Raw genomic sequence first — 23,808 nt, forward strand, 5'->3', positions numbered from 1 at the left:
CTGAAGTTGGTCGTATTGAAGATTACAAAAATGCTCGTCAACTCGCAGCTTATGCAGGTTTGACTCCGTGTGAGCGTTGTTCAGGAACTTCTGTGCATGGCAAAACTCGTTTGTCTTGTACGGGAAATGTCCGATTGCGAAAGGCATTGTATATGCCTGCGGTGGTGGCGATGCGTTGTAATCCTTTGCTCAAAGCCATGACTGAGCGATTATTGGGTCGTGGAAAGGTCAAAATGCAGGTGATTGGTGCTTTGATGAGGAAGTTGGTGCATTTGGCTTTTGGTATTTTAAAGTCCCAAAAGCCTTTCGATCCAACTTATTTGCTCGCTACCCCTTGACAGATCAAGACAGTATCTACGGGGGCTACGCCAACGAAGAGGATCGCACTCCTGAGCGGGCTAGGTGCTTGTGGCGCACCTTGCGCTACTTAAAAATCAAGGACTCAAGTCCTTACTACAAACCCGATTAATTGATGATTTCGCTGCGAGATACCTTACTGCTTCTAGCAGGATTTGGCGTTAATTCGGGTGGCGAAACTTGAACACTTCCCCACTCATTCAAAAAGCTTTTCAGCAAAACCTCTTGCTGAGTGCGAAATGTCTCGACATTTGCCCCGCGATTCATAATCACAAACCACACTGTTTCTTGTTTTTGAGTTGGCAGCGCTCCGCCCAAAGCGCTAACATTATCCAACGTGCCAGATTTGATTACTGCTAATTTGGGAAGCGGCCGTTCTGATAGTATTCCTTTATCTTTCCCAACTACAGTTAAGACATCAGCAACTGTCATGCTGTAAGGTTCAAGATAGCGTTCTAAAGCTATAAACAACGCACAAGCAGCCCGGGGAGAAATGAGATTTTCTTCGCTCAATCCCGAACCGTTGACGAGTTGAATTTCTGCGGGCGGAACTCCGGTTGCTGCTGCTGCTTTTTGCGCGACAGTTTTGGCGCCCCCGACAGTATCAGCTAGCATATCTGCCATGAGATTGTTGCTGTACTGATTCATTTTTTTGATCAGTTCAGCAAGGGGCAAAGAATAATGTTTGACTAAAGGCTGCACGTCGTTGGGAGATGCTGGCAAAAGTTGTACAGTACCCTCAATGGCTATTTGGGGTTTTGGCGTATTGGGAGGCAGAGTTTGATACTGGGCGGCGGCTTCGCTGGGCCAGATTTGACTGTTCAATCCTTGTTTGAGCAATTCTCCCGATTTGAAGGGATCGAGTTCAAAGTTCATATAAAACTTATCGACAATTATTAAATTGCCACTGACTCGCTTGATCCCTTTTTTACTTAAGGCGTTACCAAGGGCGATCGCCTCTTCCCAAACAAACAACGGATCGGCGGTTCCCTGAACAATTAAATCGCCTTTTAGTATGCCTTTTTCTATTTTTCCCGTTGTACCAATTAAGGTGATAAATTGATGTTCCGGCCCGAATTGTTGCAGCGCTACCAGAGATGTTGCTACTTTGGTAATAGAAGCGGCCGACAGAGGAACTGTACCTTGGTGATTGGCTAGCAAAGTATTGCCAGATTGCATCCAGACGCCTTGGTTTTCTTTGGCAAAACCTTGGGCTGCCAACCCGTTGAGATATTGCTGGATTTTGGTACTTGTGGGGGTTTCGGGATTGCTAGCAGAGACTATTAAGGGCTGAGGCTGACTTGGTTTAACTGGCGGCGGGGAAGCTTCAGCTACGGGAGAGGGAGATGCAAGTTGAGGTGATTCAGTAGCTGCACATCCGGCAATAATTGTAAGAAGGGCGATCGAACTCGCAGCAGTCAAGTAGCGGTTTTTCAGCATTACTTTAATTTTTTTCATCAAATGTACGATCGTCTGTTCGGCACGCCCGATGGAAATTTTAGCACTAGCCAGCGCGTTGTGGAGCCTCCGCATCTGCGTTACCAGACTCCCGAACCGCTGACATTACCTCTCTTCTTCTCCATCTTCCTTCGCGTTCTTTGCGTCTTCACGGTTCGTTAAATAGATATTTTTTAAAGACTGCGGAATTTTATACCAATAGTCCGGACTGTTTTTAGTTCGTAGTCTGAAACCCTGGATTTTCCGTTGGTAGCTCGATTGCCTTGGAGCCTGGAAACCCTTATTCTACGGTTGGTAATCAAAAACTGCCCGAAGTATTGAAATCTAAAATCTAAAATCTAAAATCTAAAATAGTATGATCTTCAGCGCCTGGGGCCTTCACCCCAGGCCGATCGCTCTCACAAATTTTCGATAAACTGGTTTATCCAGCCATACTCCCTATACTCAGCGGCACCATTTCGCCGTGCATCGTCAGGCCTAATAACATCGGCCCGCCCGGTCGAATCAACTCTCCTGTAAGCGCGCAGCGTTCCTCCTGCTGTGCTGTGGCATTAATGCTGGCTCGAATATCCGATCGAGAAAACATCTGCCGATACTCTCCAGACTTCTGCTGCACGTAATTCCAGAGCAAATCTCGAATCAAAGCTTGATAGCCTTGATTGCCCGCGAGCTCTTTAAGTCTCTCCTTGAGTTCTCTTTCGAGTCGAATGCTGGTGACTTCCATTTCGGTGGTTGAGGTTCTAGGTAGGGTATGCATAATTTTTTCTCCGTGACGGGTGGACATATGTGTAATATCAGTGTAGTATGTTTACAGCTAGATTGAAAGCCTCTTAACCACCTTCTGCCTGCTGTGAAATTTCTCCCCACCTACTCCACCTATCAATTGAAGTGCGATCGCCCCACGGGTCACTCTGAGTCGTTACGGCACGTTTTTAGCACGGGTTTTGCGACTGTCACAGCAACCTCGTGGGCGGGCTTGGGCCTAATTAAACGCGGTTATAGTGGATTAGGACAAATTGCAGAAATTAATTACAACGAGGTAGACCGGGACGGTCTGCAAGTGGCACAGCCACATCGAGATACGCGAAGCGGGAGGTACAGCTAAACGACTGTACCAAGACAGGATGAAAATTTGCCTTTAGCAGTTTTTCTAGCCCCCGCTTCTAAGTAAGAGAAGCGGGGGCATTTGATTGGATATTTGAGAAATTCGATCCGCTTGGGGAACTGGGAAAAAACCAGATGTAGCCAATGCTGACGAAGCAAGCAAAATTCAAAATTCAAAATCTAAAATCCAAAATTGATGAGGAGGAGCAAGCCGTGACCGTAGTAACTGATGTATTGAGGCAATCTGTGGTGGTGTTTTCTCAGAATTACCTACCAATGAGCCGTGTCAACATCAAACGGGCGATCGTACTGTTGGTAACAGGCAAAGCTGAACCTCTGGATTTTAGCATCGGCAACGGCTGGCTGGTACGATCGCCCAGCACCAGCATCCACGTACCCGAACAAATCCGCTTAACTTTTGGTAACAGGGAACGCTTGTGGAAAGTACCCCCGGTCAATCGCCGGGAAGTTCTGCGCCGCGACGCTCATTCTTGCCAATACTGTGGTAGCAATCGGCATTTGACGCTGGATCACGTGATGCCTCGATCGAAGGGCGGCCCGCATACTTGGGACAACGTAGTGACTGCTTGCGAACGGTGCAACTCTCGTAAGGGCGATCGAACTCCTATAGAAGCTGGAATGTCTCTGCGAACTAAGCCAAAGGCTCCCATACACCCCACTGTTGCTTTTGCCGAACTGTTTTGGCACGAATATCAAATAGGGGAATAGGGCATGGGGAATAGGGCATGGACCAAACAAGTAATTGGTAATTGGTAATAGCTAATAGTTAATAGCTAATTAAGTTCTGTAATTGAAAAGGATTTTAGGTCCCAATAGCAAACTTTTCATTCCGACCTATCCAATGTCCGATGGCCAATGCCCAATGCCCGATGCCCGATGCCCAATGCCCGATGCCCTATTCCCCATGCCCAGTTCCCGATTTTCAATTTTAAACTTTCAATTCCAAATTTAGGGCTGTCAATATGCTGAAGTTGACTTACACTGAAACGGGCTTTAACCTCGAGCGTTTGGCTCAATCTCCCGAACAGTTAGTGGCGCTGCGAGTTGTGCTGGCTATGCGAGTTGGTCAAAGCATCAGCGTCGAACCGAGCACTGCGGCATTTTTGCTGCCCGCGAATTTGCCGGCGCTGTCTCTGTTGGAATCTGAGGCCCGCCGAAACGACAACGATGCCATCGAGCTTTGTGTTGCTGATACTGACTTTGTAGAAGTGACTCTGCGCGGTACGTGGATTTCTGAGGCGTCCGAGGGGGCTGACGGCGTGTTTGCGACTGTGTTGGGCGATCGGGCGGAGCTATTGCTGCTCAATCTCTGGCTCGAAACTCAGGCTGCTGCAGAGGTTGTCGGGGAAGTCGGCGATTAATATCGGATGTGGAAGGAAGAGGGAAGAGGGAAATATTTTCTTCATCTTCCACTTTCTCCCACTCCCCACTCTTCACTCTCCCTCTCTCCTTAAGGCGTATAAATTATGTTGAAGTAAATTCCCTTATCTTGCAGATTGTCGCCTTTATCGCTAATTCTCACCAAAGGGAAAGCGTAATCTACCCGCAGGTTCACCCGCTGTATCGGTTCCCAGATTACCCCCAAACCCAGACCGGCTAAAAATGTCTGATTGGTTAATTTATTAGGATTGTTCGCAACGTTCCATACAGTACCTGCATCCAAAAATGGAGCTAATTGTAGTTTTGGATTTCCCGAAGCATCGCGCTGCAAAGTAATCCGATCTTCGATGGAAACTCTGAAGCCGTTATCGCCAGAACGGACATTTTGGCGGTAGCCACGCAAAGATTGCCCGCCGCCAATTACAAATTGCTGGGAAGGCAACAAACTATTAGCTGACAACTGCAAGTCTGCCTGCAAAATTAATAAATGTTTGTCATTCAATCGCTGTACTCGCTGCACTTGACCCAGCCAACTAAAAAATTGTCCGTCCGGGTCAGAACCTTCGTTTTGAGTAGCATCAAACAAGCTAGTGCCGATCGTAAATTGCGATCGCAAAGCCCAAGCGCCCTGAGGGTCGCGCCGAATGTAGTCCTGTCCCAGCTTAATTGAACTCGTAGTGGTGACACCATTGGAATCCGGGCCGATGCCAAAAGCATACGGTTCGCCGGCGAGAAAAGTTCTGCCTGTCTGATAAGTAAAACCGGCAGACAACGCAAATTCTTCGATCGGCGTTCTCCGCAGCGGCTGGCGGTAACTAACTTCAAATAAATGCGATTTTCCTGAAATGTCAAAAGCGTCAAAAGGTGCTTGTACGATACTGTTGCGGTTCGGGGCCGCCCTCAATTGCAAAGTGCCGTTCATCGCATTTAGCGGCACGCGATAGCTGAAATCAAATACGTCTGAATCGCCGAGCGATCGATAATAAGCCGCCGCAAGTTCGTCGCCATTTCCTGTTATATTGCGGTGCCGCAAACTAACTCCCAATCTTTCGGAACCAACACTGGGAGGCGAGTAATTGTCAATGCTGAAAGTAGGCTGAAATGGATTAGCTTCCGAGACTCGGACGATCAGAATGCTCTCGGCTTCATTATCCCCAGCCCGCAGACTGGCCTCTACATTGTCAAATAAAGGATCGACCCGCAACAGCCGGAGTTGGTCTTCTAAGGAAGCTGTGCTTAAAGGCATTCCGGCACCGAGTCGAATCCGGCTGCGGATGTAATTTGGATTCAATCTTTTAGTTCCTTCTACCTCAATTCGGGCTAGCTTGCCTTCAATCACTTGAATTTGGACTACCCCTGCGGTGATAGTTTGGGGTGGCAAGACTGCTCTCGAAGTGATGTAGCCACGATTGAGGTAAATTTCGGTAATTTTGTCGGCGATTTGTTTGAGCTGTTCTAGGGTGGTAGAACGGCCTTCTAAGGGGTTGACTAAGGCATTAATTTCGTCTTGGCTTAAAATTGTGCTGCCCACTACTTGAATTTTCTGCACCTCAATTGGTGTATTCGGCAGGGTTGAGGGAACTGGCGACGGGGACGGCGGCGCTACTGTGGGCGGTACTTGGGGAGGTTCTGGCGAAGGCTGCGGGGCCGGTTGCAGAAATCGATCGCGATTTGGATCTGGCTGAGTCGGCGGCGACGGTAACAGCGGATCTGGTAGTCGCTCGCGGTTTAAGTCGGGCGGGAGGTTTCCCGGTGGCGTCTGCGGGTTCTGAGCTAAAACATGATGACAATTTAGCTGGTTCTGACATTGGGGATCGTTGTCAACCAGATTTGTTTGTTCGGGCAAGATGCCCGCACCACAAGCAGCTTCATCGATTGTGGAACAGGCATCTTGGCTGTTCTCGGCGGGGTTCGATTGTGTTTCTGGTTCAGGGTTGGTCTCGATGGAATCGCGAAGCTGATTTAAGTTGGTCGCTGTTTCATCCTGCTTGATTTCCAGTTTTTGCAGTGCTAATACTTGATTGCCCGTATCTGCTGAGTTGTCAGCGGCGACGGGCAACTGAGAAATATCGTTGGTTTGGGATATAGCTTTATTGGTGTAAAAGCAAACCATCGGGAGCGAAGTTAGAAGTGAAATCCCTAACCGAAATATTGCAATATTTGCATTCGGGCGCATAATTAATAATTTCTCTAAAATAAGTTTGTCGGCTGCTTGACTATGCCAGTTTATCATTTAGTATTAGGCGAAATTTGACCATCAAAATCTTCACAGTCCGCCTTTTAAGATGCCAGAAGTCAGAACTGCTTGCCGATCGGTACACAAATTTTAATTTATTTAGCACGATCGACCAAACAACCCGCAACAGCCAAAAATCATCTGTGGCGCTGCCAAATACCGCGCTTTAAACCGAGTTTGTCGTACTTGCTGCACCAGTCATACCATTTGAGATTTGAGATTTGGCAATGACTCGCCCAAAAACGGATACCGTACCCCGAACGCTCATCAGCGTAGATCCTAAAATTTTAGACTCCTGTTCGAGATTCCTGATTCAATGCAACAAGTAAATCTAAAATCTAAAATCTAAAATCTAAAATCAACTGACTGATGGCTATCACAGTTTGGGGCTTGCCTACCGTTGCATTCTTTTTTGGAACTGGTGTTTAATTATTTTCTGGTGATAGGTGTTAATTCACTTGTGACTAAGGGTTCTTGGGCTATTTTGCCGAGTTCGACTGAGTTGAGCACTGCTGACCACTCGATCGCTAAACTGGCATCGCTGGGAGACTCGATACGCAATTGAGCTAGAGTTGCCAGGTACTCGTACCAAAGACGTTGTTGGGCGAAGATACTGAGCTTGGTGAGATCGGGCGATCGATCCAACTCTGTTTGCACGGTTGGGGCGAGTGCGGTGCGGTTGATCCACCCGGAAACGAGAACATCATCTCTTGTATTTTTGGGGTTGCATTTGATAGTAAAGTACCATTGATAGTTTTTGCCAACTTCCAGGGTTGGCGAGTTGTCGTCGGAGTCGAGGCTGACGCTAACTACACCTGCACGGCTAGTTACCATGCGAAAACTTTTTTTGTACAGTGTTTTGTCTCTTTGGTCTGCTAACTCAAACTGAACTGTTTTGTCGAGGGCTATAGGAAGGTAGTAGAAAAATGTTGGCTTTGCTGATATGGTTTGCCCCATAGTTGATTGGGGAATCAAAGCAGTTAAGGCAGTTGTGGCCGTGGGGCATTCTAAGCCGCGGGTTCCTCCCCCTTCACGCCTTCCGGGTACTCCGTCCTCCGGCGGTTGAAAGGTATTCCACGTGGAACCGGTTGGCTGAATGTTCGGTCTGCTTCCCCTGGTTTCAGGGGGTTGAACTGTTTGCCAGTTGAGGGGTAACTGCGGTGGTGAGGGGCGCTTGACAATGTTTGCGGGGCTGTTGAGAGCCTCTGCTGGTATTAAGAAACTACCGGCGGCAACTGCCTCTAAAGACAGAATTAATGAAAAAGCACCGATATTTAGAGCAGACTTCAAAGCCATGACGAACCTGCCTTTTGATGAACCGAGGAACTTTATCGCACGGTTTTATTCTATCCAAGGTTTTGACGGATATAGTAATCTGTTGTACTTAATTTATATCTTTAGGCAGATACGATTATTTTGGTCGCTGTGCTCAACATAGAATTCTGTGTCGCCTTTGTCAGTGGTAGCTTAGTAGTTATACTTACTTCCATTCACGGCACCAGGTTGGGTTGAGCTTGTTAAACCCAACTTTGACAAAGACTAATATTCGGGTCCTTTTAACTCTAGCCAGAGGATACAGCGCGTCTTTTCGTAAAAACACCCGGTTGATGCGTCAATCCTGAATATCAGGAAACTCGGCAATTTTGCTGGTTAACCTCAAGCGAGCGGCTACAAGTTACAAATCAGGTTTTCTGTACAATACCGACAAGAAATTTAGCATGAATCTCGATTCACCTGTTCTCTCGGACAAACAGCCTTCGGGGCTGCGGATGGTAAGACCCATCGGAGTCTTGGCACTGCACGGCATTGCTTTTTTAGGAAATAGGTTGTTCGCTGTCGATCGCGCCGAAGGGCTGCTATTGGAGATCGATCGAGAAACTGACAACACTACTGTTTTGAATCCTTATCAAACGGCTAAGTTTGCGGGCGCAACCGGGCTGGCTATTTCGGAAGATACTCTCTGGTTTGCGCGGGATGAGGATATTTGTTGCTGTCGGGGCGCAGTTCGGGACGGGGCGATCGCTGCACTCAAACCGGAACATTTTGTTTCACTTTCTTATCCTGCTGACGGGATTGCTGTGTGGAAATCTACGCTTTATGCGACTTGCCAGAGATTAAATGCGATTCTGGTTTTTGACCTGAAAACTGGTCGGGAAATTACTCGGTTTTACGCTCCCGGTATAGGGGTGGAAAATATCACAGTCCGGGATGAGGAAATTTGGGTTTGCGACAAGACTGAGCAAACTGTTTACTGTTTGGAACGGGGAACTGGGGAGATTAAATTTAGCGTTTTGACTCCCTTTGAGTCGCCTTCTGGTTTGGCTTTTCACAAGGATTCCGAAACGGGAGAGGAGGTTCTGTACGTGGCTTATGCCGGGGATGAACTTTACATCCGGGATGACCCGAATTCGGAAGATCCTTTTCAGTTGACAAAGCGCGATCGCACTTTTATTCAGCCTTTATATTTTCACTACAATGAAGCCGAGCGCTACGCTCTGTCAAACGGTTTTTTGATGGAAATGTCTTATGTGGAGGAACTGTCTCCTCTCGATGAGGTAGAAATCGAAAATTTGGAGTGGCGGATTGCTTTGCCTTCGGAAACTCACCGACAAAAGGTCAGGAAAATTACGCCGATTGGAATGCCTTTTACTGAGGAAATTCAGGAAGGGGAACGGGTGGCGGTGTTTAAGTTCGATCGGCTGCACCCTGGGGAACGCCGAATTTTTGGCTGGAAGGCTTTGTTAGAAGTTCGATCGATTAAGTATCAGTTGTCGCCTCGGGATGTCGAAAAGATTCCCAAGCTGTCGCCGGAGTTTGCAGCTAAGTATTTGGTGGATAATGACAATTTGGCGATGGATACGGAGATTGTGCGATCGGCTGCTGGGGCTGCCATTGGCTCAGAAACTAATATTCTGAGGCAGTTACTGAGCATTCGCAATTTTGTTTACGACCAACTTTCTTACGGCATTAGGCCTCACATTGACACTCCCGATATTGTATTACGCCGCGGCATCGGTTCTTGTGGCGAGTACGTGGGACTTTTGTTAGCTTTGGCTAGGTTAAACGGGATTGCTTGCCGCACGATCGGGCGCTACAAGTGTCCGGCTTTTGCTGACAGAAAAGGGGTGTCGCTGGAGCCGGATTTCAATCACGTTTGGCTGGAATTTTACATTCCGGGTTTTGGGTGGGTGCCGATGGAATCTAATCCTGATGATATTCAAGACAGAGGCCCTTATCCTTTGCGATTTTTTATGGGTTTGGCTTGGTATCACGTAGAAATTGGCAAGGGAATTCGGTTTCAAAGTCTCACGAGCGGCGGTCTCCCTTTGAACAAGGAGGATGTTTCCGTGGGGAGTCTGGCAATTAATCATGTGAGGTTTACAATTTTGGAAGATTTGCCTGCAGTTTGAAGAGAGTGTTAACAATTAACAGTTAGCCGTCAACATTCAACTGTTAATTGTTAACATTTTTCATCTAAAATCGAAAGTAGAAAATGTAAAATCAGAGGAAGAGGGGTTGTGGAATTTTCGATTGCTAATATTCTTGTTTTAGTGGCCTTTGTACTGCTGCTGACTGTGACTGGCGGAGTCGCTTATTTGACGGCGGTTGAGTGGCGCGATCGCAGGCGGTTAGATAAGGCTAAACGGAAAAAAAAGTAACGGTTTGCTGTTGACAAATCGCATTTTTTATGATAAAAAACAAGGCGACCTGGTTGGCTCGCCTTGTTTTGTGATTTGAAATATTTTCACTGCAGATGATATCAAGTTCAGTAACATAACCGTTAGAAGTTTGTAGTGACCACTTGAGTCTTCCTACAAAACTACGACTCACGGGCGTCCCGCGCCACAATAAACACAGAGGAAAAAGGGGATTGTGGATTGGGGAGTTTAAGTCCACTGTCGGAAAAATGTGTTTTCTTGCCAAGCCGCAGCGGTGCGTTTTTCAAGTGCTGCCATTTCTGTTTCGTTCAGCGGTTGGAATTCTTGGGCGACTTTTAAGTTTTCTTCTAATTGCTTTACTGAGTCGGCAGCGATGATGCAGCAGTTAACGCCGGGAAGTGAAAGCGTGTAGCCCATTGCTTGGTGCATTCCATCTAAAACACCGTTCTCAAATAATTTGCCGTAAGCGGGTATTTTCATGGCTATGACGCCGATGTTTTTGGCTTTGGCTACTGGTAAAGCGGTGGTAACAAAGGAGCGCGGGTGATGTTTTTCGGCGGCGTTGAGGGAGATTAATATTGTATCAAAAGGATAGCGCTCCAAGCCGGCCACAATGATAGCAGGTTCGTGGTGTCCGGTTATACCGGAAAAACGAATTATTTTTTGCTCTTTGGCTTGTTCGATCGCCTTTATTGCTCCTTTGGCACTGAAAATTTGGTCTAATTCGGCTTGGAATGAGACGTGGTGCAGTTGCCACAAGTCTAGCCGATCGGTTTTCAATCTTTTGAGCGATCGCTCTAAGTCTCTCCACGCGCCGTCTCTGTCTCTGGCGGAGGTTTTTGTGGCTAGGAATAGGCGCGATCGATATGGTGGCAAAACTTTGCCTAAGTTTTCTTCGCTGGGCCCGTACTCGGCCGCCGTGTCAAAATAGCGAATGCCTAGTTCGATCGCGCGTTCAATTTGCGCCGCTGCTTCTGCTTCTCTTCCCGGCTGCGACAGCGGTGTTTGTCCGGCCCCACCCAAACCGAAAATCGGCACTTTGACCCCGGTTTTGCCTAACACTCGTTCTGGCATTTTTACTGTGGTGGCGGCCTTGTTATTTGGTGCGGCTGCGATTTCCCGATCCTGCTGTTCGATCGCCTTAGCGCCTGCAATGCCGCTGGCAACAGCTATACTGCTCAATATAAAATTGCGGCGAGTCTTTTTGCGGGTCATGGTTTCCGTCTCCTCAGAATATGTGAGAGAAATTAACCGCGTTTGTGTTGGCACAATACATAAACTTTTACTGCAAATCGGATAATTTTCCCCCTCTCCGAGGGAGGAGATAGCCTGGGGAAAATTATTTATGTGCCGATCGACTATTGGTCAATTATCCATGCGCGAATCAGTTCGTTTATCTGTTCTGGTACTTCATCGTGGGGACAGTGACCGGCTTTGATAAAGTGTTCTGTTAACTGCGGATAGTGTTTGCGAAATTTGGCGCTTCTTTCTGTGGAATTCATCCACGGATCGCCTTCTCCCCACAGCATTAGCAACGGGCAGGTTAATTGACTAAGTAATACGTCAATTTTTTCGCCTTGGGGTGTTCGGAATACGGAAGCGAATACTTTGGGGGCACCGGGATCGCAGGAGGGAAGGTATATTTCTTCTACTAATTGGTCTGTGACGGCGCTTTGGTCGAGATAAACTTTTTCTAAGGTTTTCCGAATTGTCGATCGCTGGCGCACGTACTGGAACAGCAGAAAACTTGCCCAATCTTGCTGAAATAAGGTTTTAGCTATTGCAGATATGGCTTTTTGCAAGGGGGGGGCTTCGGGTGCGGGCTGCGGTTCGCTGAAGGGGCCGGCGCTGTTGATTAATATGAGTCCGGCTGCTGATTGGGGGCGCTGGGCTGCTACACACAAGGCGGCGTAGCCTCCGAGGGAGTTGCCGGCTAGTACGGCGGGCCGGCCGATGATGTTGGTGATAAAGTCGTGGAGTTGGTCGCGCCAGAGGTCGCCGCTGTACTGCAATTCGGGTTTTGCCGATCGCCCGAATCCCATCAAGTCGATCGCCCACACTTCAAAGTCTTTGCTCAGCCCGCTGATATTTTTGCGCCAGTGGTCTGTGGACGCTCCAAAACCGTGAATTAACAGCAGGGGAGGGCGTTCTGGATGCCGATCGCTGGATCGAACGTAGTATACTGAATGCCCCCGCCACTGCCAGTAAGTGCCGGCTATGGGGGCTGTGGTGACGGCTGGGTTTGCTTGCATAATGTAAAGAAATAATTATTTACTTTAACTATTGTATCGCGACGCTCAGATTTATAAAGTTTGCCATCCGCGCGGGGGTTCCGCTAGCAAAGGATTCGTCCATGTGAGCGAGTTGGGAGCTGGCGATCTTCCGCACTCAGAATTAATAAGTTTTGTAACGAATATTGATTTTGTGAGGGGCGCAGCAAAGGGAGATGTTTTGCCAGATCGCATTTGGGAAAATAAATCGGGTTTTGGGTGCAACATACCTAGGTATGATGATTGTGCTGTGTGGCGGTAAGAGATAGCTCTGGGGCGATGGGTGCAAAGCTTGGCGGCGAGGGTCGAACCTGATGGGCGAGGGTCAAGGGATCGACTTTTTTATAGTTATTTGCGAGCTTTTCCAGGTGGGGATCGTTTGTTCAAGAGGTGTTGACGGCGTGGGGATGCAGCGAGCCGTTTGGTTGCGAGTTGACAAAAGCTGAAATCAAAAATTTCGCGGCTGGGAGAAGTTATAAGTAAAATTACCGATGGTTCTCTGCAGAAGTTTCTCAGAATCGCTGAATATTTTGTGACGTTGTTTGCTGTTCTTAATTGCTTAGATACTCTAATATAGAAGTAGAGCTGCGCCGCTCAATTAATTAGCATTTTGAATACTAGGGAGCCAACTATGCAGGGTGTGAACTTTATCCACCTGAAAGTTAGGGAGTTTTCTGAGTGATTGCTATTTCACCTCGTCCCGTCGGACGCAATTGGATTACGATTAGCTTCGCTTCTACTCTATACCTTTGTCCTATTTTGGATCTGCTCCTAGCAGAGGTGCCAGATTACTGGCAAGCGGAATTGCGGTTGGGGCTTCAAGAAGCTTTGGTAAATGCTGCTAAGCATGGAAACAAATTAGACCCCGGTAAAACTGTTGGAGTCCGTTTTTCAATCGTTCAAAACCAATATTGGTGGGTGATATCGGATCAAGGTTCTGGCTTTAATGCCCCTTGCAGTTGTAACCTTTATACCGATGATTGCGACAGTCTCCTAGCAGAGGACGTTGCAGATAACTCTGGACTACCCAATGTGGAACAGGAATGCGGTAGAGGCTTGTTTATTCTTTACCAAATATTCGATCGGGTAGAGTGGAATTCTCAAGGTACAGAGTTACGGCTGTGCAAAGAACTTCCAAGTCGCTACCGACTGCCTCGCTTGCGCTAGCACCGCTATGAAAGCAGCATTTTTCATCTCAGTTAGACCTGGAAAATTTTTCGTTCCCGGACTGAAGTTTGCAATGAGAATTTGAACGCTCTGGCTATTGATAGCTGATCATAATGCAAAATCTGAGTTTTGAGTTAAAAAAGTATAAATCTTTTGAACTCACAATCGCGCTGCTCGATCGAGCAGCGCGATTGTCTAATTTTTGAGCGACTAATCAAACCAAAACTCAAGACTCTATACTCAAAATTATTTGCCGTGGGTGGGACAGGGAGGAGCAGATATCGATCTATCCAGCCATCCTGCTGCTTGGTTTAAGCGCGGGAGAGCTTCTTCGGGCTGTTTTTTGAGCAAAAAGACCAAAGCGGCCGCAGCTTGCTCGCAGGCCCGCGCGGAACGGTTTGCTTTGAGGCGGTGCCAATCTTTTTCGGGGATGGCGAGGCGCGCGGCTAGAGCTTGGGCTAGTTCTACCGTGCTCAGCTCGTTGAGGTTGACAGTTTGGGTTGTTTGTGTAGTTTCAAGCATAGGTGGTAAGGAAGAAGGAAGAAGGAAGAAGGAAAATGACATAAAATCAATGGTTTCAGCAATTAAAAACGTTTTAAATGCCGATAAAGTTGCTATACTTATGTCTATTTGGCTAGAGTTCGTTAATTTAGAAAATATACTGCATATAATAACAACTTAATTGGAAATCAGTTTTTTTTATTATTATTGTCAGGTTTGCAGATCGAAATGCCTCAACAGCCGTCAGAGTTAAATCCGGAAGAGCAAGAAAGCGAGTTTGTTCAAGCGATCGCAGCAGTGGAGCGATCGCTCGCGGCAGTCAAAGAACGGTACACTCAAATTCAGGTCGATCGACAGCGCCAAGTCGAACTCGGCCATCGGCGCGAAGAAATCCGCCAGTCGGGGCGCCGAAATCCATTGCCGCAACTCAAAAAAGAATTGCGGGAAATTGAGCAAGAATTGGAAACTATCGAGTTGAATTTAGAAAGCAGCCTGTTTTCTTGGGGAAGCATAAAACAACCTTTTTGGCAAGCAGTTCGGTTTGGGGGACTCGGTATTTTGATCGGTTGGATTTTGAAATCCTATGCAGGTTGAACAATGTTGGGATTTTTGATTTTTTTATTTACCGCAGAGGGCGCAGAGGGCGCAGAGGAAGAGAAAAGAGAGAAAGATGGTGCAAAATAAATATTAAATAAACAGGAGTGGATATGACAAATCAACGAATAGCAGCAATTTTGCGCGCAGGTGAACCGGACGAAACTGTAACTGTTCAAGGTTGGGTTCGTACCAAACGCGAATTGAAAGAATTTGCCTTTGTCGAAGTCAACGATGGTTCGGCGATGGCTAACTTGCAAGTAGTCATAAATTCCGATTTGCCAGACTTTGAAAATGTACTCAAACAACTCAATACAGGTGCATCTCTAGAAGTGTCGGGAGTGCTGGTAGCTTCTCCAGCAAAAGGACAGCGAATTGAGTTGAAAGCCTCACAAGTACAAGTTTACGGTGATGCAGACCCGCAAACTTATCCATTGCAAAAAAAGCGGCATTCCTTTGAATTTTTGCGGACAATCGCGCATTTGCGGCCGCGCACAAACACCCACGGTGCTGTCTTTCGAGTCCGCAATGCTTGTTCGGCGGCGGTACACCAATTTTTTCAAGAACGCGGTTTTTTGTGGGTTCACACTCCGATTATTGCTGCTAGCGACTGCGAAGGTGCGGGGGAAATGTTCGCCGTTACCAACTTTGATTTAAAGAATGTGCCACGCACTGATTCGCAAGAGGTAGATTATGCTAAAGACTTTTTTGGAAAGCGCGCCTATTTAACAGTTAGCGGCCAGTTGGAAGCGGAAGTTATGGCGATGGCTTTCGGAAATGTTTACACTTTCGGACCGACTTTTCGAGCGGAAAATTCTAATACTTCGCGACATTTGGCTGAGTTTTGGATGATTGAACCGGAGATGGCTTTCTGCGATTTGCAGGGAGATATGGATTTAGCTGAGGCGTTTTTAAAGTACATTTTTAAATACGTTTTGGATCGTTGCCCGGAAGATATGGAGTTTTTCAACGAGCGCATTGACAAAACGGTTTTGGCTACTGCTCAAAATATCATTAATAATCAGTTCGAGCGGATCACTTATACGGAGGCGATCGCACTTTTGGAAAAAGCCGACAAAAAGTTTGACTTTCCGGTCAGTTGGGGTTTGGATTTGCAGTCAGAACACGAGCGTTATTTGGCTGAGGACTTGTTTAAAAAGCCGACAATTGTCAGCGACTATCCCGTCGGGATTAAAGCATTTTATATGCGTTTAAACGATGACGAGAAAACGGTGCGAGCCATGGATGTTTTGGCTCCTAATATTGGGGAAATAATCGGCGGTTCGCAGCGGGAAGAAAGGCTAGATGTGTTGGAGCGGCGCATGGAAGCGCAGGGTATGAATAAGGAGGAATTGTGGTGGTATTTGGATTTGCGCCGCTACGGTACTGTGCCTCACGCTGGGTTTGGTTTGGGATTTGAACGGTTGGTGCAGTTTATGACGGGAATGGGGAATATTCGGGATGTGATTCCGTTTCCGAGAGCACCTTTGAGTATTGATTTTTAGTTGAGGTTGTAGGGAGGACTTTATTCCTATCGTGTTTTATAAGGACTAAAGTCTTCACTAAAAACACCTTATTTTGTGGTACGTTAACCGAGAACAGTTATCCGACATGGGTAACTGTCTAGCCATTTGCGATCCGAGCCTGACAAAGCTGGTAATTAAAAGCGCTCGCCACAACGGTAGACTAACTCTGGATGGTGGGCAGATAATACAATATCTGCTATCTTGTCCATTTTTAAATCAAAGGGGATAATAATGAGTTCATCAGATACAGCGATTTATGGGACGCAGTTTGGAGTATACCTTTGGTCGATTCTAATTTGTGTAAATAAAGAGTGTGGTTTCGGTGCATTTTCTACGCTTATGCCTTATCCTCCTGTTGAGGGGCGATCCATTGAGTTTTATAACACTCCAGAAGGCGATTTTTCAGGAACGATCATTGATGTTAACGAAGCAGTCAGTTTCGCTCCGTGTGAGGTAATCCAGCAAAATAAAGGTTTTGGTATGACGGAAAAAATTACAGTCAAACCTTCAATAATTGAATTTCAAGTATGGGTTGACGTGAAAAACTCTAGTCAGTTAGGTAGTTTTGGTATTCCAGAGCTTTAGTAATCGACTTCTTCAGCAAGATAGCCGTAGGGTGTGTCGCCATCAAAAATTCACAAGTTAGAGTGACAATCTCATAGTGACGCACCAAATAAGAGGCTGGTGCGTCAAACTAATTATGCTCAAGTCGCTGGGGGAATGGTGATATCAACAGATTGCACTTTTACCGAAGTTCCCAAACTCGATAACGGCGGTTCAATTGCCGCACTATTTCCCACTACTAATGTTACCAGATTCTCCGGTTTCAAGTAAGTCTTGGCTACGCGCTGCACGTCGGCAATTGTTGCTGCTTCGATACTGCGGCGGTAGCGAAAAATGAAATCTTCTGGATAGCCGTAGTATTCGTAGCGCATTAATCGCGACAAAGTTTGACTGGGATTTTCAAATTTAAAGATGAAAGAATTCAGGGTGGAATCTTTAGCGAAAGCTAATTCTTCCGGGGTAATTGGTTCGGTGCGGATACGATCGATCTCGGCGCGAATTGCCTGGATAAACGGTACTGTGGCGTCCGATCGCGTTTGGCCTCCAGCGACAAACACCCCCGGATAGTCATATCTCGGACTCCAAGCGGCGTATACTGAATAAGCTAAGCCTTGGCGCGATCGCACGTTATTAAACAAACGACCACCGAAACCGTTGAGAACCCCGTTCATCACGTCCAAAGCACCGTAATCTGGACTGCTGAGCATTCCGCCCAAATGTCCTATTTGCACGTAACTTTGACTTAATTGCGGCTGATTTACCAAAAATACGCCGCCCCTATTTGCTGGCGATACGGTTGGTAGTGCAGGCACTTCTGCACTTTGACTCGGTTGCCAGTTGCCGAATTTTTGCTCGACGAGCGATCGCATTTTAGCTGTATCAAAGTCGCCAGAAATACCCAAAATCATATTCTTGGGATGAAAATATTTCTGGTAGAAACTCACCAAATCATCGCGGGAAATATTGGCGAGGGTTTTGTATTCTACCGTGCGCGCGTAAGGACTGCGATCGCCATAAATTAATTTTTGAAACTCGCGGCCGGTAATACCGTCAGGATCGTCATTGCGGCGGGCGATCGCACCTTGAGTTTGATTCTTTGCTAAATCTAACTTTTCCTGAGCAAATATTGGCTCTCGAATCACTTCCGCAAATAAGTCAAACACGGGTTCCACATCTTCAGCTAAAGCACTAAAATTAGCCGTACCAGAAGCAACATCAATCCCAGTTTCTACCGAAGCTGCTCGCTGTTCTAGCAACTGATTTAATTCATCAGCCGTATGCCCGCTCGTGCCGCCAGTTCGCATCACTTCTCCCGTCAATCCTCCCAATCCAATTTTCTCGGCAGGTTCAAAGCGCTCGCCCGTGCGAAATAGCGCCGTTCCCCCGACTAACGGGAGTTCCCGGTCTTCCATCAGATACACCCGAATGCCATTTTTCAGCTCGAAGCGAGTGTATTTAGGCAGTTTAATTTCTGCCAGCGGGGGAAATGTTAATTCGTCGTAGTGTTTGGGTGCCGCCGCAAAGGAAGGTAACAAATTAAACGTGCCAAGTGAAACAGTAAAAAAGCAAAGCGATAGCAGAAATAACTTTACTTTTTTCAGTCTCAATTTAGTCCTTTTCATTCTTTCTCCAATGTTTCCTAAGTTGACAATTCGAGGCAGAGCCTCGCGGATATACGTTCCCAGGCAGAGCCTGGAAACGAGTGTTTCTTCCCTCTTTCTTCTTCCCTCTTCTTACCCTGAGCGAAGCAGAAGAGCCTTCTTCCTTTTTCCTTCTTCCTTTATTTCATAAGTTGACAATTCGAGGCAAAGCCTCGCGGATATGCGTTCCCAGGCAGAGCCTGGAAACGAGAGTTCCTTCTTCCTTATTCCTTCTTACCTCTTCCTTCTTCCTTCTTCCTTCTGGTTACAGTGGCAAAAGCTTACCAATCGTGCGATTTTCCGGGCGAAAAGTTGCCTGAGCGACACGCTGAATGTCAGCGGGAGTAACAGCCGCGATCGCATCCAATTCCTTGAACAAATTTCGCCACGAACCGGTGTTTACTTGATAGTCCGCCAGCGCAAATGCCATGCCCATATTAGAATTGAGCGATCGCAATAAATCGGCTCTCGCCTGAGTTTTCACCCGCTCCAATTCCAAAGCAGAAACGGGCTCAGTTTTCAGGCGATCGATTTCCTTGCTCAAAGCTGCAGCTACTTCATCAACCGTGCGGCCCGGAGCAGTTTGAGCGTAAAATAACATCAAATTCGGATACTTTTCCCCCGGATAACCGCTAAAACCTTGAGCCGCCAGCGCCAATTGCTGTTGTTCTACCAAAGATTTGTAAAGCCGAGAAGTGCGGCCATCGCTGAGCAAAGAACCAATCATTTCATAAATCGCATTGTCGGGATGATTCATCGCAGGCCGATGGTATCCTTCCAAATACCAAGGTTGAGTTTTTAATTGCAGCGTGACTTCCTTAGTTTGCGTTTGGGGAGGTTCGACAATCTGCAATTCTGGAGGCGCTGGTTTCGCCTTGTAACGACCGAAATAAATTTGAGCTAGTCGCTTCACCTCCGAAGCTTTCACGTCTCCTACCACGGCCACAGTCAGCTTGCTGGGGACGTAGTGAGTCTCGAAAAACTTCTGCACGTCGCTGCGGCTAAGGTTTTTAATGTCTTCAGTGTAGCCAATTACGGGGCGGCGGTAGGGATGAGCAGAGAAAGCTTTGTTGGCAAAAACTTCAACCATTTGTCCGATCGGAGAATTCTCGGTTCGCAGCCTGCGCTCTTCTAAAATTACCTGTTTTTCTTTGTAAAATTCCCGAAATACTGGTTCTAGAAATCGCTCGGATTCCAGCGACATCCACATTTCTAACTTATTAGCTGGAAGGCTGTAAAAATACATTGTGGCGTCGGTGGAAGTAGCGGCATTTAGTCCGACTCCGCCTGCTTGTTCCACTATTTTGCCGAGTTCATTACGCTTGACAAATTGCGAAGCTTCAGCTTCAACTTTGTCGAATTCTGCTTTTAATTGGGCGACTTCTTCAGTTTTGCCGCTGGCCTTGGCTGCTTGCATTTGCTCGAAGAGTTGGTCTTGTTTTTCTAAGAGCGGCTTTTCGGCTTGGTAGTCGGTAGTGCCGATTTTTGGCGTGCCTTTAAAGGCTAAATGTTCGAGATAGTGAGCGACACCTGTTTGACCGTCGGGTTCGTTTGCGCCGCCGACATCGGCGTGAATCAGAAACGATGCTACGGGCGCTCTGGGCCTTTCGAGTACGATGAATTTCATGCCGTTGTCGAGCTTAAATTCGCTGACTTGGCTGATTACTCGATCGAGCGACGGTTGAACAGAGACTGCTTGGGAGCCGCTAGCGGGGTTGGGGCGGGCAAGGGCCATTTCTGGAGAAATGCCCCACCAAAGCAGTACAGCGGCCAGCAGGGAGGCGATGAATCGAGTTTGGCGATCGGGCGATTCCCTACGGGATAGCTTCGCTTCACGGGGTTTTTGGAACTGCGGGGTCATTCGATTTTAGATTTTAGAATTGAGATTTTGGATTGTCAAACAAAAAATGTTTGTGCTCGGCGGTCAGAGATTCTTTTTTAAGGATAAAGATTTTTGGAGGCATAAGCGATCTGTTGCGCCGCAGATGTTAGGCTGATACAGCAAATCTCAAAAAGGGTCTGGAGTTGAGCGAGGAGTTTTAAGTTTGGGATCAAAGCCGCGCACAACTTAAAACTTAACATTAATTTAGCCATTCAGTCCCGATACCGTAGATCCAAGTCGCCAATTACCGATTGCAAAGCCATGCGAATTTTTAATCAGTCTCCTCCTTCTGAAACAGAAACCAAGAAGCGGATTTTACAAGCCGCTCAGCGGTTGTTTGCCCGCAGCGGATACGACGGCACGACAACTCGCGATTTAGCAGCGGCGGCGGGGGTGGCAGAGGGTACGCTATTTCGGCATTTTGATAATAAAAAAGCGATTTTGATTGAGGTGGCGACGGAAGGATGGGTGGAGTTGCTGACGGATTTGCTGACTGAATTAAGCGAGATGGGCAGTTACAAAGCAGTGGCTCAGGTGATGCGGCGGCGGATGCTGAATATCCGCGAGAATAGCGACATGATGCGGGTGTGTTTTTTGGAGGCGCAATTTCACCCGGATTTGCGCGACAGAATTCAGTTGGAAGTCATCGGAAAAATGACTAATGTGGCTGAGGCTTTTTTTGAGACGGCTATGGAAAAAGGAGTTTATCGGAAGATGAATCCGAAGATTGTCGCTCAGGTATTTTTGGGAATGTTTGCAGTCGCGGGTTTCAGTCAAAATACAATTATGGAGCCGAATGCTTCTCCGCAGCAAATGCAGGAAATGGCTGAAGGACTCGCAGATATTTTTCTGAATGGGGTTTTAATTAAAGATGAATAATTAGGGCAATAGGAAAAACTTGTTATGAGCAAAGTTTTGCACTATTCTATTCGGCGGCTAACGCAGGAAGACGAGCCTTTTTTGTGGCAAATGCTGTATGAAGCGGCGCACATGGCAGAAGAAGGCGAATCAACGGTGCAAGCGGTTGTCAATCATCCTTTAATTGCCAAATATGTCAAGAATTGGGGACGTGCAAACGATTTGGGCTTCGCAGCCATCGAATTGAACGCCAGCCAGCCAGTAGGAGCCGCCTGGCTGCGTTTGTTGACAGGGGATGACAAGGGCTTTGGCTGGGTTGACGATACTACCCCGGAATTGGCGATCGCGGTTCTTCCAGAATATACAAATCAGGGTGTAGGAACGCAGTTGCTGGCTCGTTTGTTGTCAGCGGCAAAAGCATCTTATCGATCGGTCTCCCTGAGTGTCAGAAGCTCAAATCGGGCCCTGAGTTTGTACGAGCGCTGTGGATTTAAAGTAATTGACGGAAGCGAGACAATCAACCGCACAGGAGGGACATCATTCACAATGAAAGTGGATTTTGATTAAGTGAATTATTACTCTATAAATTCGTACATCTTTTGCACCCACTTCTCCCGATTATCCTGCCATTCATCCGTCACTACTTCCCAAGTTGTATTGCTTTCAAGTTCCAGCAATAGACTTGATACTTCTTCCAGCGTCGATGCTATATGACATTCTTCTACCCAACTTTCACGGATCATTTTCCAGAGACTTTGTACCGCTTCTCGCTGAAAATTGGATTCTAATTCAGCTAGCAATTTCGCTAGGTGTTTTTCGTCACTTGCTGCTGATACCTCGCTCATCCAACAGTCGCGACGTTCTTTCCATTCTTCCGTCACTGCGTCCCTGCTTAGGTGGGCTTGAAACTCTAACAGTAATTGGTTTAGTTCTACCATATTAAATTTGGTATTGTTTGCAGTTTGTGCTATTTTTGGACAAATTTTATTGATTGAGACTGTTGGTTTTTTATAATGAGCTATGTGGCTGAGGTTTTATTTGGAAACGGCGATGGAAAAACAAGTTTATCCAAAGATGAATCAGAAAATTGTCGCTCAGGTATTTTTGGCAATGTTTGCAGTCGCGCCCTTCAGTCAAAATACGATTATGGAGCCGAATGCTTCTCCGCAGCAAATGCAGAAAAGGGCTGAATGACTCGCAGAGATTTTTCTAAATGGGGTTTAGCTGAAAGAGGAAGAACTAGCGATTAGTCATTAGGAAATATTAGGTTATAAAAACGCATCTCTACCTGCTCTGACTCCTGGAAACTAATCCTTAAACTTGTGTATTTGCGGTACCCATTTCTCGCAATTCTGCTGCCATTCATCAGTAGTCACAGCTTTCCAATTGGTATTGGTTTCAAGTTCCAGCAATAAACTTGATACTTCTTGAACAATCGATGCTCCAAGACATTCTTCTACCCAACGGTTACGACGCTCTGGCGACTGCATATCTACCGATTCCCACTGCAAGTTAGAAGATTTATATTCAACTAGCAGTTATGCTAGATCTGTCAGATTAACTGATGCTGCCACATCGCTAACCCAACTTTCCCGCCGCTCTATCCATTCTTTTGTCACTCCTTCCCATTTGAGGTTGTTTTCAAACTCTAACAGTAACTGATTTAGTTCTACCATCTTAAATGTTTGATTTTTTGTATTTTATGCTACAGTTGTAGCAAAAGTTTCAATAAACAAAGTATTAAATTTTTTTTAAGATTGCGGTCGCAGTGAAACTACAGAATAGATAACGGAATAATGAGCGATGAATTTACTTTAGAGATGCTAGACATTCCCAGCGGCTGGCAGCGCGGGGAAGGTGACTGGACAGGAGTGGCGGCGGCTATGGCTAGAGGGGAAACTGTCGAAGTAATTCAAGAAGTTGGTTCTACTTTGTGGCAAAACAGTCTGCCCGAAAAACATTCTTTGTATTGGGATGGGGAAAATCTATCAACTATCAAAGCCAGAATTTGGATTAGTTTCACGCAGAGAAGATTTTCCCCGGAATCTGCTTTGCCAAAAGTTCAGTGGCATCCGAGAGTGTTGTGGATAGGGATAGGTTGCGAACGCGGAACAGGGCGAGAATTAATAGAAACTGCGATTAAACAAGTATGCCGTGCTTATCATTTAGCGGAAAGTGCGATCGCAGGTATTGCTACAATAGACACTAAAGCAGGTGAAGTCGGCTTGCTGGAACTTTGTCAAGAGCGAAATTGGCCGTTAAAAACCTTTGCTGCTGACATTTTAAGTTCCGTAGAAGTCCCCAACCCTTCAAATATTGCAGCAAAAGCAGTCGGGACGCCCAGCGTAGCAGAAGCTGCGGCACTTTGTGCAGTTAAAAAAGAAAATTTAACCGCAGATGAACGCGAATATACGCAGATATCCATCAATCATCAGCGCCCCTCTGCGTTTATCTGCGGTTCAAATGCCCTCTTAGTTCCTAAAAAAATATTTCGCACCAAAAATCCCCCCCTTTCACAAGGAGGGGTTAGGGCGGGTTCTGCGGTAACAGTAGCGGTTGCAGTTTGCCCGATCGAGTATCTGGGATAATGT

At 46.7% G+C, this 23,808-nt stretch carries 26 protein-coding genes; 14 read left to right on the top strand and 12 right to left on the bottom strand.

All coding sequences use genetic code 11. The features are described 5' to 3' along the window. On the top strand, window positions 1–338 hold a 338-nt coding region (locus QUA45_RS15435; protein ID WP_333221421.1), incomplete at its 5' end, for a transposase. Between the two features lie 127 nt (window positions 339–465). On the opposite strand, the gene QUA45_RS15440 is transcribed toward QUA45_RS15435, so the two are convergent. Together QUA45_RS15440 and QUA45_RS15445 are read right to left on the bottom strand one after the other, a co-directional pair. Further along, window positions 466–1,797: a D-alanyl-D-alanine carboxypeptidase gene (locus tag QUA45_RS15440; protein WP_445305322.1), complete on the bottom strand. Its 1,332-nt coding sequence runs from the start codon at window positions 1,795–1,797 to the stop codon at window positions 466–468. Window positions 1,798–2,236: 439 nt separating this feature from the next. Continuing rightward, a complete protein-coding gene (locus tag QUA45_RS15445) occupies window positions 2,237–2,572 on the bottom strand; it encodes a ribbon-helix-helix domain-containing protein (RefSeq protein ID WP_039886507.1) in 336 nt (111 codons plus the stop codon). Window positions 2,573–2,665: 93 nt separating this feature from the next. On the opposite strand from QUA45_RS15445, the gene QUA45_RS15450 reads away from it, so the two are divergent. The 3 genes from QUA45_RS15450 (at window position 2,666) to QUA45_RS15460 (ending at window position 4,301) form a co-directional block, all read left to right on the top strand. Beyond that, complete coding sequence (locus tag QUA45_RS15450; protein ID WP_333099801.1) at window positions 2,666–2,920, top strand: hypothetical protein; 255 nt, start codon at window positions 2,666–2,668, stop codon at window positions 2,918–2,920. Between the two features lie 212 nt (window positions 2,921–3,132). After that, complete coding sequence (locus tag QUA45_RS15455) at window positions 3,133–3,648, top strand: HNH endonuclease (protein WP_190660760.1); 516 nt, start codon at window positions 3,133–3,135, stop codon at window positions 3,646–3,648. Window positions 3,649–3,902: 254 nt separating this feature from the next. Further along, window positions 3,903–4,301, top strand: a complete 399-nt coding sequence (locus tag QUA45_RS15460; RefSeq protein WP_333099802.1) for an alr0857 family protein — start codon at window positions 3,903–3,905, stop codon at window positions 4,299–4,301. A gap of 89 nt (window positions 4,302–4,390) precedes the next feature. Here the strand turns inward: QUA45_RS15460 and QUA45_RS15465 are convergent, their stop codons facing one another. Next, window positions 4,391–6,553, bottom strand: coding sequence for a ShlB/FhaC/HecB family hemolysin secretion/activation protein (locus QUA45_RS15465; protein WP_333221423.1), 2,163 nt, complete (start codon window positions 6,551–6,553; stop codon window positions 4,391–4,393). A gap of 432 nt (window positions 6,554–6,985) precedes the next feature. Next, window positions 6,986–7,852 carry a DUF928 domain-containing protein gene (locus tag QUA45_RS15470; protein ID WP_333221425.1) on the bottom strand — a complete coding sequence of 289 codons (867 nt, stop codon included), beginning with the start codon at window positions 7,850–7,852 and terminating at the stop codon, window positions 6,986–6,988. A 422-nt stretch (window positions 7,853–8,274) separates the two neighbouring features. Here QUA45_RS15470 and QUA45_RS15475 point away from each other — a divergent pair, with 422 nt between their 5' ends. Then, entirely contained in the window at window positions 8,275–9,966 is a 1,692-nt protein-coding gene (locus QUA45_RS15475) for a transglutaminase family protein (RefSeq protein WP_333221427.1), read from the top strand. 108 nt (window positions 9,967–10,074) lie between these two features. Further along, window positions 10,075–10,215, top strand: coding sequence for a hypothetical protein (locus QUA45_RS15480; RefSeq protein ID WP_333029071.1), 141 nt, complete (start codon window positions 10,075–10,077; stop codon window positions 10,213–10,215). A 228-nt stretch (window positions 10,216–10,443) separates the two neighbouring features. On the opposite strand, the gene QUA45_RS15485 is transcribed toward QUA45_RS15480, so the two are convergent. Both QUA45_RS15485 and QUA45_RS15490 read right to left on the bottom strand, forming a co-directional pair. Continuing rightward, window positions 10,444–11,430: an aldo/keto reductase gene (locus QUA45_RS15485; RefSeq protein WP_333099807.1), complete on the bottom strand. Its 987-nt coding sequence runs from the start codon at window positions 11,428–11,430 to the stop codon at window positions 10,444–10,446. A gap of 143 nt (window positions 11,431–11,573) precedes the next feature. Further along, window positions 11,574–12,467, bottom strand: coding sequence for an alpha/beta fold hydrolase (locus QUA45_RS15490; RefSeq protein ID WP_333221429.1), 894 nt, complete (start codon window positions 12,465–12,467; stop codon window positions 11,574–11,576). 696 nt (window positions 12,468–13,163) lie between these two features. Here QUA45_RS15490 and QUA45_RS15495 point away from each other — a divergent pair. Next, window positions 13,164–13,652: an anti-sigma regulatory factor gene (locus tag QUA45_RS15495; RefSeq protein ID WP_333221431.1), complete on the top strand. Its 489-nt coding sequence runs from the start codon at window positions 13,164–13,166 to the stop codon at window positions 13,650–13,652. A 246-nt stretch (window positions 13,653–13,898) separates the two neighbouring features. On the opposite strand, the gene QUA45_RS15500 is transcribed toward QUA45_RS15495, so the two are convergent. After that, window positions 13,899–14,174 (bottom strand): DUF6439 family protein, encoded by a 276-nt coding sequence (locus tag QUA45_RS15500; RefSeq protein WP_333056391.1) that lies wholly within the window; start codon window positions 14,172–14,174, stop codon window positions 13,899–13,901. 207 nt (window positions 14,175–14,381) lie between these two features. On the opposite strand from QUA45_RS15500, the gene QUA45_RS15505 reads away from it, so the two are divergent. The 3 genes from QUA45_RS15505 to QUA45_RS15515 all read left to right on the top strand — a co-directional run bounded on the left by QUA45_RS15505 (window position 14,382) and on the right by QUA45_RS15515 (window position 16,858). Next, window positions 14,382–14,747 (top strand): DUF2203 domain-containing protein, encoded by a 366-nt coding sequence (locus tag QUA45_RS15505; RefSeq protein ID WP_333099811.1) that lies wholly within the window; start codon window positions 14,382–14,384, stop codon window positions 14,745–14,747. A 113-nt stretch (window positions 14,748–14,860) separates the two neighbouring features. After that, window positions 14,861–16,252: an asparagine--tRNA ligase gene (gene asnS, locus QUA45_RS15510; protein WP_333221433.1), complete on the top strand. Its 1,392-nt coding sequence runs from the start codon at window positions 14,861–14,863 to the stop codon at window positions 16,250–16,252. Between the two features lie 252 nt (window positions 16,253–16,504). After that, window positions 16,505–16,858: a hypothetical protein gene (locus QUA45_RS15515; protein ID WP_333221435.1), complete on the top strand. Its 354-nt coding sequence runs from the start codon at window positions 16,505–16,507 to the stop codon at window positions 16,856–16,858. Window positions 16,859–16,977: 119 nt separating this feature from the next. Here QUA45_RS15515 and QUA45_RS15520 read toward each other — a convergent pair whose 3' ends face one another. Together QUA45_RS15520 and QUA45_RS15525 are read right to left on the bottom strand one after the other, a co-directional pair. Then, entirely contained in the window at window positions 16,978–18,459 is a 1,482-nt protein-coding gene (locus QUA45_RS15520; RefSeq protein ID WP_333221437.1) for a pitrilysin family protein, read from the bottom strand. Between the two features lie 283 nt (window positions 18,460–18,742). Beyond that, complete coding sequence (locus tag QUA45_RS15525) at window positions 18,743–20,338, bottom strand: pitrilysin family protein (protein WP_333099814.1); 1,596 nt, start codon at window positions 20,336–20,338, stop codon at window positions 18,743–18,745. A gap of 282 nt (window positions 20,339–20,620) precedes the next feature. Here QUA45_RS15525 and QUA45_RS15530 point away from each other — a divergent pair, with 282 nt between their 5' ends. Next, entirely contained in the window at window positions 20,621–21,238 is a 618-nt protein-coding gene (locus QUA45_RS15530) for a TetR/AcrR family transcriptional regulator (RefSeq protein WP_333099815.1), read from the top strand. Between the two features lie 24 nt (window positions 21,239–21,262). After that, the gene (locus tag QUA45_RS15535; RefSeq protein WP_333099816.1) at window positions 21,263–21,784 is read left to right on the top strand and encodes a GNAT family N-acetyltransferase; all 522 of its coding nucleotides are present in this window, start codon (window positions 21,263–21,265) and stop codon (window positions 21,782–21,784) included. 8 nt (window positions 21,785–21,792) lie between these two features. Here the strand turns inward: QUA45_RS15535 and QUA45_RS15540 are convergent, their stop codons facing one another. Beyond that, on the bottom strand, window positions 21,793–22,155 hold the full coding sequence (locus QUA45_RS15540; protein WP_333069100.1) for a hypothetical protein: 363 nt from the start codon (window positions 22,153–22,155) through the stop codon (window positions 21,793–21,795). Window positions 22,156–22,267: 112 nt separating this feature from the next. Here QUA45_RS15540 and QUA45_RS15545 point away from each other — a divergent pair, with 112 nt between their 5' ends. Then, window positions 22,268–22,411 carry a hypothetical protein gene (locus QUA45_RS15545; protein WP_333221439.1) on the top strand — a complete coding sequence of 48 codons (144 nt, stop codon included), beginning with the start codon at window positions 22,268–22,270 and terminating at the stop codon, window positions 22,409–22,411. Between the two features lie 113 nt (window positions 22,412–22,524). Here the strand turns inward: QUA45_RS15545 and QUA45_RS15550 are convergent, their stop codons facing one another. Together QUA45_RS15550 and QUA45_RS15555 are read right to left on the bottom strand one after the other, a co-directional pair. Next, window positions 22,525–22,707: a hypothetical protein gene (locus tag QUA45_RS15550; protein ID WP_333099818.1), complete on the bottom strand. Its 183-nt coding sequence runs from the start codon at window positions 22,705–22,707 to the stop codon at window positions 22,525–22,527. Window positions 22,708–22,755: 48 nt separating this feature from the next. Beyond that, a complete protein-coding gene (locus QUA45_RS15555; RefSeq protein WP_333221441.1) occupies window positions 22,756–22,893 on the bottom strand; it encodes a hypothetical protein in 138 nt (45 codons plus the stop codon). Between the two features lie 120 nt (window positions 22,894–23,013). Here QUA45_RS15555 and QUA45_RS15560 point away from each other — a divergent pair, with 120 nt between their 5' ends. Next, window positions 23,014–23,805 carry a cobalamin biosynthesis protein gene (locus tag QUA45_RS15560; protein ID WP_333221443.1) on the top strand — a complete coding sequence of 264 codons (792 nt, stop codon included), beginning with the start codon at window positions 23,014–23,016 and terminating at the stop codon, window positions 23,803–23,805. Window positions 23,806–23,808 lie beyond the last annotated feature (3 nt).

It is taken from the genome of Microcoleus sp. Pol12A5, from assembly GCF_036701435.1.
Taxonomy (GTDB): Bacteria; Cyanobacteriota; Cyanobacteriia; order Cyanobacteriales; family Microcoleaceae; genus Microcoleus.

Bases quoted from the DNA above. Each gene is read 5' to 3' on its own strand.
- QUA45_RS15485 (WP_333099807.1), bottom strand. From the start codon at position 11,430: ATGACCCGCAAAAAGACTCGCCGCAATTTTATATTGAGCAGTATAGCT.
- QUA45_RS15535 (WP_333099816.1), top strand. From the start codon at position 21,263: ATGAGCAAAGTTTTGCACTATTCTATTCGGCGGCTAACGCAGGAAGAC.
- QUA45_RS15440 (WP_445305322.1), bottom strand. From the start codon at position 1,797: ATGCTGAAAAACCGCTACTTGACTGCTGCGAGTTCGATCGCCCTTCTT.
- QUA45_RS15505 (WP_333099811.1), top strand. From the start codon at position 14,382: ATGCCTCAACAGCCGTCAGAGTTAAATCCGGAAGAGCAAGAAAGCGAG.
- QUA45_RS15490 (WP_333221429.1), bottom strand. From the start codon at position 12,467: ATGCAAGCAAACCCAGCCGTCACCACAGCCCCCATAGCCGGCACTTAC.
- QUA45_RS15550 (WP_333099818.1), bottom strand. From the start codon at position 22,707: ATGCAGTCGCCAGAGCGTCGTAACCGTTGGGTAGAAGAATGTCTTGGA.
- asnS (WP_333221433.1), top strand. From the start codon at position 14,861: ATGACAAATCAACGAATAGCAGCAATTTTGCGCGCAGGTGAACCGGAC.
- QUA45_RS15530 (WP_333099815.1), top strand. From the start codon at position 20,621: ATGCGAATTTTTAATCAGTCTCCTCCTTCTGAAACAGAAACCAAGAAG.
- QUA45_RS15540 (WP_333069100.1), bottom strand. From the start codon at position 22,155: ATGGTAGAACTAAACCAATTACTGTTAGAGTTTCAAGCCCACCTAAGC.
- QUA45_RS15500 (WP_333056391.1), bottom strand. From the start codon at position 14,174: ATGCTTGAAACTACACAAACAACCCAAACTGTCAACCTCAACGAGCTG.
- QUA45_RS15475 (WP_333221427.1), top strand. From the start codon at position 8,275: ATGAATCTCGATTCACCTGTTCTCTCGGACAAACAGCCTTCGGGGCTG.
- QUA45_RS15555 (WP_333221441.1), bottom strand. From the start codon at position 22,893: ATGGTAGAACTAAATCAGTTACTGTTAGAGTTTGAAAACAACCTCAAA.
- QUA45_RS15515 (WP_333221435.1), top strand. From the start codon at position 16,505: ATGAGTTCATCAGATACAGCGATTTATGGGACGCAGTTTGGAGTATAC.
- QUA45_RS15560 (WP_333221443.1), top strand. From the start codon at position 23,014: ATGAGCGATGAATTTACTTTAGAGATGCTAGACATTCCCAGCGGCTGG.
- QUA45_RS15445 (WP_039886507.1), bottom strand. From the start codon at position 2,572: ATGCATACCCTACCTAGAACCTCAACCACCGAAATGGAAGTCACCAGC.
- QUA45_RS15465 (WP_333221423.1), bottom strand. From the start codon at position 6,553: ATGATAAACTGGCATAGTCAAGCAGCCGACAAACTTATTTTAGAGAAA.
- QUA45_RS15545 (WP_333221439.1), top strand. From the start codon at position 22,268: ATGGAAAAACAAGTTTATCCAAAGATGAATCAGAAAATTGTCGCTCAG.
- QUA45_RS15525 (WP_333099814.1), bottom strand. From the start codon at position 20,338: ATGACCCCGCAGTTCCAAAAACCCCGTGAAGCGAAGCTATCCCGTAGG.
- QUA45_RS15460 (WP_333099802.1), top strand. From the start codon at position 3,903: ATGCTGAAGTTGACTTACACTGAAACGGGCTTTAACCTCGAGCGTTTG.
- QUA45_RS15520 (WP_333221437.1), bottom strand. From the start codon at position 18,459: ATGAAAAGGACTAAATTGAGACTGAAAAAAGTAAAGTTATTTCTGCTA.
- QUA45_RS15470 (WP_333221425.1), bottom strand. From the start codon at position 7,852: ATGGCTTTGAAGTCTGCTCTAAATATCGGTGCTTTTTCATTAATTCTG.